The sequence below is a fragment of the Geobacter sp. AOG1 genome (assembly GCF_019972315.1).
Lineage (GTDB): Bacteria > Desulfobacterota > Desulfuromonadia > Geobacterales > Geobacteraceae > Geomobilimonas.
On the sequence record NZ_BLIZ01000001.1, the window covers coordinates 23,981 to 38,369 of the forward strand.

13 protein-coding genes are annotated in these 14,389 nt (G+C 57.5%); 7 read left to right on the forward strand and 6 right to left on the reverse strand.

The features are described 5' to 3' along the window. The first annotated feature begins 3 nt into the window (after positions 1-3). The 5 genes from narH to LDN04_RS00140 all read left to right on the forward strand — a co-directional run bounded on the left by narH (position 4) and on the right by LDN04_RS00140 (position 5,906). Entirely contained in the window at positions 4-1,455 is a 1,452-nt protein-coding gene (gene narH / locus LDN04_RS00120) for a nitrate reductase subunit beta (RefSeq protein ID WP_223905119.1), read from the forward strand. Then, on the forward strand, positions 1,452-2,006 hold the full coding sequence (gene narJ, locus LDN04_RS00125; RefSeq protein ID WP_223905121.1) for a nitrate reductase molybdenum cofactor assembly chaperone: 555 nt from the start codon (positions 1,452-1,454) through the stop codon (positions 2,004-2,006). Before narH ends, narJ begins: the two co-directional genes overlap by 4 nt. Continuing rightward, positions 2,000-2,680 carry a respiratory nitrate reductase subunit gamma gene (gene narI, locus LDN04_RS00130; protein WP_223905123.1) on the forward strand — a complete coding sequence of 227 codons (681 nt, stop codon included), beginning with the start codon at positions 2,000-2,002 and terminating at the stop codon, positions 2,678-2,680. The genes narJ and narI overlap by 7 nt, the downstream gene beginning before the upstream one ends. A gap of 24 nt (positions 2,681-2,704) precedes the next feature. Further along, a complete protein-coding gene (locus LDN04_RS00135) occupies positions 2,705-4,090 on the forward strand; it encodes a NarK family nitrate/nitrite MFS transporter (protein ID WP_223905125.1) in 1,386 nt (461 codons plus the stop codon). A gap of 193 nt (positions 4,091-4,283) precedes the next feature. Next, positions 4,284-5,906 carry an ammonia-forming cytochrome c nitrite reductase subunit c552 gene (locus LDN04_RS00140; RefSeq protein WP_223905127.1) on the forward strand — a complete coding sequence of 541 codons (1,623 nt, stop codon included), beginning with the start codon at positions 4,284-4,286 and terminating at the stop codon, positions 5,904-5,906. Positions 5,907-6,085: 179 nt separating this feature from the next. Here the strand turns inward: LDN04_RS00140 and LDN04_RS00145 are convergent, their stop codons facing one another. Further along, entirely contained in the window at positions 6,086-7,294 is a 1,209-nt protein-coding gene (locus LDN04_RS00145; RefSeq protein WP_223905129.1) for a hypothetical protein, read from the reverse strand. A gap of 271 nt (positions 7,295-7,565) precedes the next feature. Between LDN04_RS00145 and LDN04_RS00150 the strand changes: the two genes are divergently transcribed. Next, positions 7,566-8,813, forward strand: coding sequence for a sensor domain-containing diguanylate cyclase (locus tag LDN04_RS00150; RefSeq protein WP_223905131.1), 1,248 nt, complete (start codon positions 7,566-7,568; stop codon positions 8,811-8,813). Here the strand turns inward: LDN04_RS00150 and LDN04_RS00155 are convergent. From LDN04_RS00155 to typA, 3 genes are all read right to left on the reverse strand, one after another. Beyond that, entirely contained in the window at positions 8,808-9,209 is a 402-nt protein-coding gene (locus LDN04_RS00155) for a nuclear transport factor 2 family protein (protein WP_223905134.1), read from the reverse strand. The genes LDN04_RS00150 and LDN04_RS00155 overlap by 6 nt on opposite strands. After that, on the reverse strand, positions 9,209-9,964 hold the full coding sequence (locus tag LDN04_RS00160) for an outer membrane protein assembly factor BamD (protein WP_223905136.1): 756 nt from the start codon (positions 9,962-9,964) through the stop codon (positions 9,209-9,211). Before LDN04_RS00160 ends, LDN04_RS00155 begins: the two co-directional genes overlap by 1 nt. Positions 9,965-10,103: 139 nt before the next feature. After that, a complete protein-coding gene (gene typA / locus LDN04_RS00165; RefSeq protein ID WP_223905138.1) occupies positions 10,104-11,906 on the reverse strand; it encodes a translational GTPase TypA in 1,803 nt (600 codons plus the stop codon). Between the two features lie 331 nt (positions 11,907-12,237). Here typA and LDN04_RS00170 point away from each other — a divergent pair, with 331 nt between their 5' ends. Next, entirely contained in the window at positions 12,238-13,311 is a 1,074-nt protein-coding gene (locus LDN04_RS00170) for a GGDEF domain-containing protein (protein WP_223905140.1), read from the forward strand. A gap of 36 nt (positions 13,312-13,347) precedes the next feature. On the opposite strand, the gene LDN04_RS00175 is transcribed toward LDN04_RS00170, so the two are convergent. Both LDN04_RS00175 and LDN04_RS00180 read right to left on the reverse strand, forming a co-directional pair. Then, complete coding sequence (locus LDN04_RS00175; RefSeq protein WP_223905142.1) at positions 13,348-13,518, reverse strand: hypothetical protein; 171 nt, start codon at positions 13,516-13,518, stop codon at positions 13,348-13,350. Continuing rightward, on the reverse strand, positions 13,515-14,378 hold the full coding sequence (locus LDN04_RS00180) for an NAD(P)-dependent oxidoreductase (protein WP_223905144.1): 864 nt from the start codon (positions 14,376-14,378) through the stop codon (positions 13,515-13,517). Before LDN04_RS00180 ends, LDN04_RS00175 begins: the two co-directional genes overlap by 4 nt. Positions 14,379-14,389: the final 11 nt, after the last annotated feature.

The window sequence follows — 14,389 nt, forward strand, 5'->3', positions numbered from 1 at the left end:
ACGATGGACGTGAGAGCACAACTGGTGATGGTATTCAATCTGGATAAATGCATCGGCTGCCACGCCTGCAGCATCTCCTGCAAGAACATCTGGACCGACCGCAAGGGTGCCGAATACATGTGGTGGAACAATGTGGAAACCAAGCCCGGTATCGGTTACCCGAAGAAGTGGGAAGACCAGAAGATCTTCAAGGGTGGCTGGGTCGCTGACGGGAGGAACCTGCGGCTCAGGGCCATGGGAAAGGGGGGAACTCTCCTCTCCATGTTCTTCCAGCCCAACATGCCCAAACTGGAAGACTACTACGAGCCGTTCGATTTCGACTACAGCAATCTCTACGGGGCAAAGGAGGGAAACGACCAACCGGTGGCGGAGGTCTTCTCCCAGATCTCCGGCGAGAAGATGGCGGAGATCAAGGGGGGACCCAACTGGGACGACGACCTCTCCGGCTCACAGCTCTATGCGGCGGAGGACATCAACCTCGACGACAAGAAGATCATCGAGGAATACGGCACGATGTTCATGCAGTACCTCCCCCGGATCTGCAACCACTGCCTCAACCCGGCCTGCGTCGCCTCCTGCCCTTCCCGCGCCATCTACAAGCGCGGCGAGGACGGCGTAGTCCTGGTGGACCAGAACGTCTGCAAAGGGTGGCGGTTCTGCACCAGTGCCTGTCCCTACAAGAAGGTCTACTTCAACTGGAACAGCGGCAAGGCGGAAAAATGCATCTTCTGTTTCCCCCGCACCGAGACGGGTCAGTGCAACGCCTGCGCCCACAGTTGCGTCGGCCGGATCCGTTACGTGGGCGTTCTCCTCTATGACGCCGAGAAGGTGGAGCAGGCGCTGCTCAAGCCCGACGACCAGCTCGTGGAGGCTCACCGCGCCGTGATTCTCGACCCGCGGGATGAGTCAGTCCGCGCTGCCGCCAGGAAAAACGGCGTCTCCGAACAGTGGCTGGAGGCAGCAGATAAATCACCCGTGTATGCCCTGGTCAAGGAATTCGGTCTGGCCCTCCCCCTCCACCCCGAGTTCCGGACCATGCCCATGGCCTACTACATCCCGTCCCTCTCGCCGGTCCTCTCGACCCTCGACGATACCCACGAACTGGCGGAGCACGGCACCTTCCCGGCATTGGAAAAGCTGCGGGCTCCCATCGGCTACCTGGCGAACCTCCTGGCCGGGGGCAATCGGGAGGTAGTGACGTCGGTGCTGGCAAAACTCATCGCCCTGCGTGGATATATGCGCGACAAGAACCTCAATCAGCCCGCCGATGAATCTATCCTCACAAGCGCAGGGCTGGACGAGGCTGCGGCCGACCGTCTCTACCGCCTCTTTACCATCGGGGGCTACCATGAGCGGAACATTATCCCGCCCCAGCAGCGGGAAGAGCAGGAACCCCACACCCGCAAGGGAGCCAGCGGCTTCGGGATTCTGAAGAAGCCCGGGAGGGGGAAATGACCATCGCCGAGAGTTATGCATCCCTCGCCCGGATGCTCGAATATCCGGAGAAGAAAGAAACGGTCCTGGCGGCCAGCGCCGGTATCGGCAGTTTCCTGCAGGAACACGACATGGAGGGTGCACTTGCCCCCTTCGCCGAATTCGTTGCGACCTCGACCCTGGCTGAACTCCAGGAGGATTACGTCGCCACCTTCGATTTCAACCCGGCGGTCGCCCCCTACCTGGGACACCATCTCCATGGCGATAACCAGAAAAAGGGAGCCTACCTGATCAGGCTCAAGCAGGAGTTCGGCCGCTACGGCTACACTCCCGCCGGCAACGAACTACCCGACCACCTTCCATTGGTGCTCGGCTTCCTCGCCCACCTGGCGGAACAGAACAACGACAGCGAACGCCGCTCGTTCATCGCTGACTGCGTCTTGACGGGCATCGAAAAACTGGCCGCGGGGTTCGCCGGCAGGCCCCACTCTCCCTGGAAGTCGGCGGTCGAAGCGGCACGACTCCTGTGCGCCGCTGACAGCGCACCCCACGAGGAGGTACAACCATGCTGAACACCTTCATTTTCATCGTTCTCCCCTATGTGGCGCTGGCGCTCCTTATCTTCGTGACCCCTTACCGCTACATGACGAACCGGCTCACCTGGTCGGCCTATTCCACCCAGTTTCTGGAGAGGAAGACCCTGTTCTGGGGGATAAATCCCTGGCATTACGGCATCATCCCGGTACTGGCGGGCCATCTTGCCGGCATCATCGCCCCCGGCACCATGAAGTCATTCCTCGCCAATCGGGATACCCTGGTCCTTCTCGAGAGCGTCGGGCTCGGACTCGGTCTCTTCGCCCTGTTCGGCTGCCTGGTGCTCCTGCCGCGCCGCATCAACTCCCCGATCCTGAAACGGGTAACGTTCGCCTCCGACTATATCCTCCTCATCCTGCTGGCGCTACAGGCGGCAAGCGGCGTGTATATCGCCACGTTCATGCGGTGGGGCTCCCAGTGGTACCTCCACACGGCGGTTCCCTACCTCTGGTCGCTGGCGGCCCTGAACCCCCGAGTCGACTACATGGCCGATTTCCCGTTGATACTCAAGCTGCACGCGGCCGGGGCGTTCCTGATCGTGGCGCTTCTGCCGTTTACCAAGCTGGTCCACCTCCTTTTCCTGCCGATCGGCTTTCTCAAGGATCCGCCCCTTCTCTACCGCTGGCGGTCACCGGTTGTGAAAGGCGAGTAACTACAAAGCATTAAGGAGGTAATGATGTCCTCACGCATCTTGACAACATGGAGCCCCGAAGATCAGGCATTCTGGGAAAGGGAAGGGAAGGCCATCGCTACGCGCAATCTCTGGATTTCAATCCCCGCCCTGTTTCTGGCTTTTGCCGTCTGGATGGTCTGGAGCATTGTCTGTGTGAACCTTCCCCTCATCGGTTTCAAGTTCGACGCCAACAAACTCTTCTGGCTGGCGGCGCTACCGGGGCTATCGGGGGCGACCCTCCGCATCTTCTACTCCTTCATGGTCCCCATCTTCGGCGGGCGGAAATGGACGGCCATCAGCACCGCGTCGCTGCTCATTCCCGCCATGGGGATCGGTTTTGCCGTGCGTGACCTGAATACCAGCTACTCGACCCTGTTGATACTGGCCCTTCTGTGCGGCTTGGGCGGGGGAAACTTCGCTTCCAGCATGGCCAACATCAGCTTCTTTTTCCCCAAAGCGCAAAAGGGAACAGCGTTGGGGCTGAATGCGGGACTCGGAAACCTGGGGGTGAGCGCCATGCAGTTCATCGTGCCGCTCATTATCACCACCGGCGTGTTCAGTGCCCTCTGCGGCGACCCGCAGATGTGCGTCATCAAAGGTGAAGTCCGCCCCATCTGGCTGCAGAACGCCGGCTTCATCTGGGTACCGTTCATAGCACTCGCCTCCCTGGCCGCCTGGTTCGGCATGAACGACATCGCCAGCGCCAAGGCATCGTTCAGCGAGCAGGCGATCATCTTCAGGCGCAAGCATAACTGGCTCATGTGCTGGCTCTACCTGGGCACCTTCGGCTCGTTCATCGGTTACTCGGCAGGTCTCCCTCTTTTGACCAAGTCCCAGTTCCCGGGGATCAACCCGACCCAGTACGCCTTCCTCGGGCCACTGGTGGGTGCCCTGCTCCGGCCGGTGGGTGGCTGGCTGGCCGATAAACTCGGCGGCGCGAGGGTCACGTTCTGGAACTTCATCGTCATGGCGGCTGCCGTCTTCGGCGTGCTTTCATTCCTCCCCCACGGTGGTGCAGGAGGTGATTTCTGGGGATTCCTCGCCATGTTTATCCTCCTGTTCGCCACCACCGGCATCGGCAACGGCTCCACTTTCCGGATGATTCCGGTCATCTTCCTGACCGAGCGCCAGCGCGATGCGGCAGGCAAGGGGGCAGCGGCCGAAGAGCAGGCGGTCAAGGATGCCAACAAGGAAGCAGCCGCCGTGCTCGGCTTTACCTCCGCCTTCGCGGCCTACGGCGCCTTTTTCATTCCCAAGAGCTTCGGCACCTCGATTACCATGACCGGCGGCCCGGATGCGGCTCTTTATGGCTTCGTCGTTTTTTACGTGAGTTGCATCGCGTTGACGTGGTGGTTCTACGCGCGCAAAAACGCCGACGTGCCCTGCTGAACCAGCGCCCGTCGTGGTGAGAGAAACGGGAAATGGTGCGCCATGCAACCGGATGTTCTCCGAAAACAAATCGAATTTGCCCATCTTGCTATTCATGGCAATTTTGCTAGGTTTTACGGTGACACATAAGATGCGGCAGGTGCCGCTTCGGATTTAGTGCAGCTGATACTACTGACTGAAAGGAGAGGAAACCATGTGGAAAAAGAGTATCGCGGCGCTGGCCGTCGTGGTAGGCGCCCTGCTGGCCGTCTCGCTGCCGGCCATGTCCACCGCCGCCAAGGCAAAGCCCGCAGCCAAACAGGTCAACGACGGTAGGGAGGACTGCTACGCCTGTCATGAGGAGGTCAAGGCTCTCAAGGAAGGCTCCAAACATGCCAAACTGGCCTGCGACGTCTGCCACAGCAAGCTGAAGGAGCACCTGGCTAACAGCGAAACCAAACCGGGGACCATCATCGACCAGGCACTCTGCGGCAAATGTCACAAGGACCAGATGGAGAGCCTCTTCAAGGTAAATTACGACTCCCCGGCACGCAAGGAGAAAGGGGTGCCGACCGGCCGTTCCCCCATGATGGACAAGCTCCTCGCCCCCTATGGTTTCACCATCGAGCATAACGAGCCCCGCGGCCACGCCTTCATGGTGACCGATCAGTTCGTGGTTGACCGGTTCGCCGGCGGCCGTTTCCAGTACAAGAACGGCTGGACCGATGTGGACAAGACCGGCAACACCTGGGATGTCCTGAAGGACAACGGCCCCGATTTCAAGATGGCCGAAACCGCCAAGGCGGGCAACCCCACCTGCATCCAGTGCAAGACCAGCGATCATATCCTGAAGTGGAAATTCATGGGTGACAAGGACCCGAAGGCCCAGTGGGACCGGACCTCTGACGTCATCGCCGTGGCCAAGGAAACCAATCACGTGGTGGGGTGCATCCATTGCCACGACCCCCACGGCACCCAGCCGCGTGTGGTGCGCGATGCCCTCATCCAGGGAATCGAAAAAGGTTCGAAGATGTTTGCCGGCAAGGATGGCAAGACCGACCTGAAGGTGATCTCCTTCCGCGACGGCTTCCGGAAGATCGGCGTGATGCAGAAGGCAGATGGACGCCTCATGTGCGCCCAGTGCCACGTGGAATACGCCTGCGGCAAGGGATTCGAGTTCAGCACGGGCAACCCTGTCGGCTACGACGACCAGCGCACCAACCACTTCCCCCTCACCGGACCGAAAGAGCTCCTGGAGCATTACAAGAAGACTCAGAACTTCTACGACTTCAAGCACGCGGTCACCGGCGCCCGGCTCGTGAAGCTCCAGCATCCGGAGGCGGAGACCTTCGCCGGAAGCGTCCACGACAAGGCGGGAGTCACCTGCAAGGACTGCCATATGCCGGTGTTGAAGAACAAGCAGGGCAAGACCTTTACCTCCCACATGGTCATCAAGCCGAAGGACCACGTCAAGGAGGCGTGCCTCCGCTGCCATCCCAAGTTCACCGCCGAGCAGAAGCTCTACCAGATCACCTCGATCCAGAACTACAGCAAAGGGAAAATGCGCAAGGCCGAATACTGGCTCGGCCAGCTGATCGATACCTACGCCACCGCCAAGCGAATGGGGGTTGACGAGGCGACCCTGGCCAAGGCGCGAGAAAAGCACGAGGAAGCCCATGTACTCTGGGAGTGGTGGACCGCCGAGAACTCCGACGGCTTCCATAACCCCGAACTGGCCCGCGACACCCTTACCCACTCGGTCGCCATCTCCAAAGAAGGGGTGGCACTCCTCAACAAGGCGATCGACGCCAAAGGAGGAGCATCTGCTGCTAAGTAGTGCTTGAGTTGGATGACGCATGAAGAAAAGCCCGGACTTTCCATGAGGTCCGGGCTTTTTTCCTGTTGGATGGTTATCCGTTACAACGGTGCACCTCGCCAACGGGGGAGAGCACAGCAGCGGAGCGTGAGCGAAGACTGCTGCTGCGCTTGGTTGAAACCACGTTTCGTGTTGCTACCTTATTTTTCATCCTTGGCAGCTGATGCATCCTTAGGCTTTGTAAGTTTTTTTGGACCTTTGTGTCTTGGCCTGTCTTTTTGCAATAACTCACCTGTAAAGGCATTGATTCTGTATTTGTAACGATAATGCACGTCCCATAGCACGTAAGGATCATTAGCTACTACAATTTTCCTAAATGTCTTCACAATGTCATTCTTAGGATACTGTTTAATATCTTGTTCTGTTTGGTCGGTTTCAACGATAGATACAATTTCCCTTTCCGAAAGTGAACTCTTGGTTGTTGCTTCATAAGCTTCATTCGGAATGGCTACTAGGTTTGCTTGAATACTAGTTATATTTTCTGAAGGCCCAACAACAATCTGGATATAAGCTCCCTCAACTTCTACCCCATTTATTTGTCTTTTATAGTTGAGGTGTGTATATTCACCGTGCGGCATTTTATCTGTGCTTACATTAAATTCTGATATTTCATTCAGATTTTTTATATCAAACAACACCTGCTCATCCTCTAAAAAAGCCTTGGCTATCTCCCTAGCTCGCACATCTCTGTTCGGTTCTGCTGACAAATCTATCTCTGGCTTTTTGTGCGGAACGATATCTCCACTTAGTGAAAAATGACCGGATTTCCCATCCTTTGTTGATACTACATCTGATGAAGTCACTCTTAGATCAAGGTTTTGATACTTTCTCTTTACGTAAGAAAGGAAGGTTCCTTCGGGTTCATCTGAGGTAGATTCATTTGTAGTAAGATTGTCGCCTGTTGAGCAACTTGAAACTTTTTTGCCGGAAATTATCATCTTGTCCTTATCAGAAAACCATACTTCGCCTTCAAAATTATCTTTATAAACAACGAACTCAATTCTTAGCTTTTGATTTCCTGTCGTCTCACCACTACATTTGACTTCATAACTCAGTTTATTGTCTTTTTCAGTCGATGACAGAAGCTCGCATTCAGGCTTGCTAAGCATTCTCCAGCCAATCGTGTTTATGTGCTTACATCTTTTATCGATAACTTGCTTGCTTCGTCCCATATCATATGCAGGCAAGTAGGATTCAAGCTTGTATTCTCCTGGACTAAATTCGACCGCTGATGAGTCACTTGAACTCAATAATAATATTGCTACTGCCAATGCTGCTGTGCCAATTTGTACCTTTTTTAGAACGCTCTGTTTTGACTGGTAAGTAATCTTCATATCGTCTTCTTTCATTTCAAGCACAACTAAAGAGGGGTCAGGTTTCAACTTGTGATCAGCTCGTTACGACAATAACGAACAGTGCCCTGCAGAATCATATACAGGTTTTTATTAAACGAGTCTATTGCAATTCACTTGCCGAGCAAATTCCCCATCGGTAACCACATCTTGCTGTCCCACGAATACTAGCCCCCGCCACGGACCTCACGGTTGCAGCACCAGCCAAATGGTATATGATTAATGCAATGTGCAACGCACCATGACGAAGCCATTCGAAAGGTAGTCAGTGAAAAAACCACCGCCGAAAATCGATCTCCGCACCCATCTTGCCGCCATGGAAGGAGCCATGGACGGTATGGCCATCCTCGACGAGCGCGGCGCCTATCTCTACCTGAATCAGGCCCATGCCAGCATCTACGGCTACGATTCACCGATGGAACTCATCGGCCGGAGTTGGCGCACCCTCTATGACGATATGGAACTGGAACGGTTCGATAGCACCATCATGCCGCTGTTATTGGCAATGGGGAAATGGCGGGGAGAGGCAAGAGGGCTCAGGAAGGACGGCAGCACCTTCCCCCAGGAAATTTCCCTTACCGCGCTCGAAGGGGGCGGGATCATCTGCGTCGTGCGGGACATCACCGACCGCCGGCGTGCCGAACAGACCATGCGGGACAATCTGCAGTTCATCCGGGCACTCATCGACACCATCCCCGTACCGATCTTCTACAAGGACGCCAACGGGCGTTATATCGGCTGCAACCACGCCTTTCAGGAACATATCTGCCTCACCAAGGAGCAGATTGTCGGCAGGACCGACCGGGAACTCTTTTCCCGCGAGCAGGCGGACTTTTTCCAGCAGACGGACAAGGAGATCATGGCGGCAAAACAGGTCCGGATACAGGAAAGCTCCCTGGTCTGCGCCAACGGAACCCGCCATGACGTGGTCTTCTACAAGGCTCCCTATCTCACCAGCAGTGGGTCGGTGGGAGGAGTGGCGGGAGCTATCCTGGACATCACGGAGCGAAAGGAAACGGAAACCAAGCTCCGCTACCTCAGCACCCACGATATGCTGACCGGCCTGTACAATCGGGCTTACTTCGACGAGGAACTGGAACGTTTGAAGAACGGCAGGACCTTTCCTGTCAGCATCGTGGTGGCTGACGTGGACCGGCTTAAACTGGTCAATGACCGGCAGGGGCATGCGGCGGGGGATGAACTCCTGAAACTGACGGCGCAGGTGATGAAAGGGGCGTTCCGGACGGAGGACCTAGTGGCACGGATCGGCGGAGACGAATTCGCCGTGATCCTCCCCGAAACCACCATGGCTGCCGCCCAGGAGGTGATCGAGCGTATCAGGAAAAGCCTGGCGGCCATTCTCGGCGAGGATGGCAGGCCGGTCTTAAGCCTTTCCCTCGGCTGCGCAACCGCCCCGGACGGGGAAGGACTCATCGAGGCATGGCAACGGGCGGACGAACTGATGTACGAAGACAAAGCCGCCCGACAGAGCGAAAGCAGAGGAAACCCGTCATAACCCGCCCACGATCTTCCATTCCCCGCCCTCCTTCTGAAACCGCAGCTCTTCTTTTCCCGCCAGCTCCATCTCTTTTCCCCGTGTCGTCACCCGCAGTTCATAGCTGCCGTTAATGGTGGCCCGGTCGCCATGGACCTCCACCCGGCGACCGCGGGAGCGGTAGTCGATCCGGTCGAAGGAGGAGAGTATCTCCGCCAGTTCCCGGGACTTGGCGGCGTAGTCACGCCCTTTGTCCTGGTAGTGGGGGGAAAGGAGGGGAAGGTAGCGGTTGATGTCCCTGCTGGTGAGTGCCTGCTGGCGCTTGACGGCAACGGCCAGGACCGCATCCCGGTCGGCGTTGCTGCTACAGGCGAAAAGGAACAGGAGAGAGAAAAGGAGGAGTGAAACCCGCCCCATCAGTAATAGCTGTCCATGACGCTGCGGGCCTTGTCCACATACTTGCTGGTACGGAATTCGCTGAACAGCCGGGTGAAGGCCGCCCGCCCCTTGTCGCGGTTGCCGGCCCGCAGGTACGCCTCTCCCAGATAGAAGAGGGTCTCGTCGTTTAAGGGAGACTTGGGAAAGGTGGCGAGGGATTCTTCGAGTCGCTTGATGGCAGCCTTATAGTCGCCGTTGCGCAGATAGAACCGTCCGACGTAGATCTCGTACTGGACCTGCTTCATCCGGCAGACGTCGAGCTTGTCACGTACCTCTCCGGCATAGGACGATTTCGGATAGAGCTTGAGGAACGACTCGAAGAGGGTGACGGCGTTTTTTACCGGGGTCTGGTCGGTATCGATCCCGGTAATCTGGTTGTAATTACAGAGGCCGAGCCGATAGAGGGCATAGTCGGCCTTTTCGTTGGTGGGGTGGAGCTTGCGGAACTCCTCGTAGGAGGCGGCCGATTCGATGTAATTGCCGTTGTCGAACTGGGCATCGGCGATCTTCAGTTCCGCCTCGATGGTGATCTCCGGCGAGGCATAGCTCTCCTTCACCCTCTTCCACTCGGCGATGGCATCTTCGTAGTGGCGATTGGCATAGAACGCGTCTCCATCCTTGAGATAGGTCTCCGGAGTCTTGTTCGGCTGGGGAGCGGAGGCGCAGCCGGCAAGGGCAATGATGAAGCCCAGAAAAAGGACGGGGGTAAGTCTGCGTGATTTGTTGTAGGACATTGTTTCCCCTGGTGTGCATTATTATTACCGAAAAAGTAGTGGAAACAGGGGGTAATGTCAATGCAAAGTTACCCCTGCAAGAAAGGCGAAGAGTTTCCTCTCCGCCTCAACTTTCCGTGCCGTTATACCCTAGTGGGAGCTACTTGTTCGACCGTTTCCGCTTGTTGGGGTCCAGCTCCTTCTTCCGCAGGCGGATGGACTTGGGGGTGACCTCGACAAGTTCGTCGTCGTCGATGAACTCCAGCGCCTGCTCCAGGGTGAGGTTGCGAGGGGGGGTCAGCTTGATGGCGTCATCGGAACCGGAGGCGCGGACGTTGGTGAGCTTTTTTCCCTTGCAGGGATTCACGTCCAGGTCGTTGTCCTTGGCATGCTGGCCGATGATCATCCCGCCGTAGACCTCCACGCCTGCACCGATGAAGAGAATGCCCCGCGGCTGCAGTCCGTCAAGGGAGTAGGCAGTAGTTTCGCCGTGCTCCATGGCCATGAGGACACCGTTCTTCCGGCCGGGAATCTCCCCCTTGAAGGGGGCATAGTCGTGGAAGGTATGGGTGAGGACGCCGGTGCCGCGCGTTTCGGTGAGCACTTCTCCCCGCAGGCCGATGAGCCCCCGTGCCGGAATGATGAATTCGAGCCGGATGGTCTCCCCCATGGGGTTCATGGCAGCCATCTCCCCCTTGCGCGGCCCCATCTTCTCGATGATGGCCCCCTGGTACTCGGCCGGCACGTCCACTACCAGGTACTCCATCGGCTCCAGCTTCTTGCCGTCGACCTCGCGGAATATCACTTCCGGCTTGGAGACCGCCATTTCGAACCCTTCCCGACGCATGTTCTCGATGAGGATGGAGAGATGGAGCTCGCCCCGGCCGGAGACCTTGAAGGTATCGGCATTGGCGGTGTCCTCTACTCGGAGCGAAACATTGGTGCGGAGTTCCTTGTCGAGGCGCTCACGGATGTTGCGGGAGGTGACCAGCTTCCCCTCCCTGCCGGCAAAGGGGGAGTTGTTCACGATGAAGTTCATGGAGATGGTCGGTTCGTCGATGGAGACGTAGGGGAGCGGGATGGGGTTTTCCGCCGAGGCAAGGGTTTCGCCGATCCCCACTTCGTCAAAGCCGGCCAGGGTGACGATATCCCCCGTGCAGGCCTCGGGCACATCGACCTGCTTAAGCCCTTCATAGCCGAGAAGCTTGGTTATCCGCCCCTTCACCACGCTCCCGTCCCGCTTGACGTGGGCAATGGTCTCGCCGGCGGTGACCTTGCCGTTGAACACCTTGCCAGTGGCGATCCGGCCAATGTAGTCGTTGTAATCGATATTGGTGACCAGCAGCTGGAACGGGGCCTTGGGATCGCCGGCAGGCGGCCGGACATTGGACTCGATCACCGCGAAAAGCGGCTCCATGCTTGTAGAGGCAGCGCCCATGTCAAGCATGGCGTACCCCAGCTTGGCACTCGTGTAGACAATGGCGAAGTCGAGTTGCTCGTCCGTGGCGTTCAGTTCGCAAAAGAGATCGAAGACCATGTCCACCACCTCGGCGGGACGAGCACCGGGACGGTCCACCTTGTTGATGACGACGATCGGCTTCAGACCCAGGTCGAGGGACTTCTTGAGAACGAAGCGCGTCTGGGGCATGGGACCGTCCAGGGCATCCACCAGGAGCAGCACCGAGTCCACCATCTTGAGGACCCGTTCCACTTCGCCACCGAAATCGGCATGGCCCGGGGTGTCGACGATGTTGATCTTGTAACGACCATGGTGGACCGACAGGTTTTTGGAGAGGATGGTGATCCCCCGTTCCTTCTCAAGATCGTTGGAATCCATTACCCGCTCGGTAATCTGCTCGTTTTCACGGAATACCCCGGCATGGCGCAGCATGGCATCCACCAGGGTGGTCTTACCGTGGTCGACGTGGGCAATGATGGCGATATTTCTGATGCTTTCCTGCATAGACATTCTCCTCTTTTGACGAACTGCTGAATGGCAAGCCGACGCCGGCAGGGCGAAGGACAGAGCGGTTGAAAAGAAAAAGACGGGCTGTTGCCCGCCTTGACAATCTGTTATTATGCCCATTTACCCGCACAATAACAAGCTTTTTTATCACACATCCAAATTAAATGCCGTCCAAGGTTCCATAAAGCTGTGCACCACACGATCCCCTGTGAAACGCAATAATTTACGCTGAAAAATTACGCAATTTATTGTACAGTACATTCCGCGCCTTGCACGGCAAAGATCCAGCACACGCACGGAACCGCTGAAAAAAGGGCACTTGGCAAGCATGGAAGATTTCGACACCTACAACAGGCCCAAAACGGGGACCCAATCCCGCTACGCCAGGTACGACCGGATTATGGGGTACATCTCCTGGTTCCTCATTGCCCTGGTTGCCCTGGATATCGCGCTTCTTCCTTCCAGTGCTGCCACAACAGGCTACCTTGTCTTTTTCTGCGGCTTCTTGCTGGTCTATAACCTGGTGGCCCGCCATGTCATACATCCAGGGAAATCAGGCCCCACCAAGACCTTCATCGACCTGTTGATCTTCCTCTCCTTCACCGTCGCGGTGAGCTGGCTGACCGGCAAGGTGGCGAGCCCCTTCACCTCCATCATGTACCTGATCCTGATGGCAACCTCCCTGACCCAGGGGCGTAAAACCACTTACTTCATGGCCGCCCTGGCGGTGACATCCTACATCTTCCTCGCTGCTGAACAGGTTTCCCTCAACATCTTCGAACAGACCTTCGTCTCCAATATCCTGGAGATACTCCCTTTCATGTTCATCGCTCATCTGGGGGCCATGCTCTCCAGTGAGGCGGAAGGCGCCCGCCAGGAAGCGGAGCAACTATCCCTTACCGACGAGCTCACCGGCCTCCACAACATGCGCAATTTCTTCAACCTGGCAGCAGCCCACAAGGAACTGGTACAACGGAATGGTTCGACCCTGACCATCTGCATGCTGGACGCCGACAACCTGAAGCAGATCAACGATCGCCACGGCCATTTCGCCGGCACCGAAATGATCCGGCATGTCGCCCGTACCATCACCAGGAATATCCGTTCGAGCGACATCGCGGCCCGCTACGGCGGAGACGAATTCCTCGTCATGTTCACGGGCACCAGCAAGGAATCAAGCCTCATAGCCGTCCGCCGCATTGTCACCAACCTGGCCTCTACCCCCTTTGATTTCAACGGAACGCAACTCTCCACCACCATATCGGCCGGCGTTGCAGCCTTTCCCGAGGATGGTGCCGACATCCGGACGGTGATCGTGAAGGCGGACGAGGCGATGTACGTGAGCAAAAAGGGAGGGAAGAACCGGGTTACCGTGCATACTGAAGGAGAGGCCACAACATAGCGGCAACTCAGGTTGACGAAATGAGTAACGGTAACGCTACAACTGCCGCCGATACCTGACGAGAAGATAGAGGCAGACCACGCCGCCCGCAACCATGCAGGCTACCCACCCCCAGGCAACCCGCCGGCCGGTACCGCCGTAAAGAAGGGGATAGAGAAAGGACCAGGTAAGAAGAACGACCGACAGGAACTGCAGCGCTCCCTTCATGCACGGATCGCCTTGAAGACGGCCGCGAAGTCCTCGTCGCCGAATCCCATCTCCCTGGCCCGCTTGAAGAGTTCATTGGCCGTGGCAGCGGAAAAAAGCGGCTGTTGCATCTCGTCCCCGAGGGCCACCGCAAGCCGCATATCCTTCTGCATGTGCTTGAGGGGGAAGGCGGTAGCGAAGCTCCCCTGACCGATCTGCCCACCCTTCAGCCTGAACATCGGGTTGGCCATGGCGCCGGCGTCGATGACCTCCAGGATGTCGGCCTGATGGAGACCGGCACGTTCCCCCAGCGCAAGCCCCTCGCAGAAGGCCGTCATCATTCCCCCCATGACCATGTTCACCACCAGCTTCATCCGGGCGCCGTTTCCCACCTCTCCCAAGTGGAGAATCTTCTTCCCCATCCGTTCAAGACCGGGAAGGGCTTCATCGTAGAGGGAGCGGTCGCCTGCAGCAAGGATAATGAGGGTCCCGTCTTCGGCCGGCTTCCGGCTTCCCGATACCGGTGCCTCCAGAAACCGGCCGCCCCGGGCGGTGACGGCGGCGGCGATTTGACCAGAAGTGGCTGCATCGACCGTGGACATGTCCACGTATCCTTTCCCCGCGGATATCCCCGCCAGCACCCCGTCCGGGCCATCGAAGACCGCCAGGGCAGCAGCCGGATCGGCCAGCATGGCAAAGGTTACCTGGCAGGCTTCCGCCACCTGCCGCGGTGTTGCCGCAACCGTGGCGCCAAGCGCCTCAAGCTCCCGGCATTTCTCCGCAGAACGGTTCCAGACCGTCACTCCGAATCCCGCTTTGACCAGGTTCTTCGCCATGGAACTCCCCATGATGCCAAGACCGATAAAGCCGAATGTCTGCATACGCAACTCCT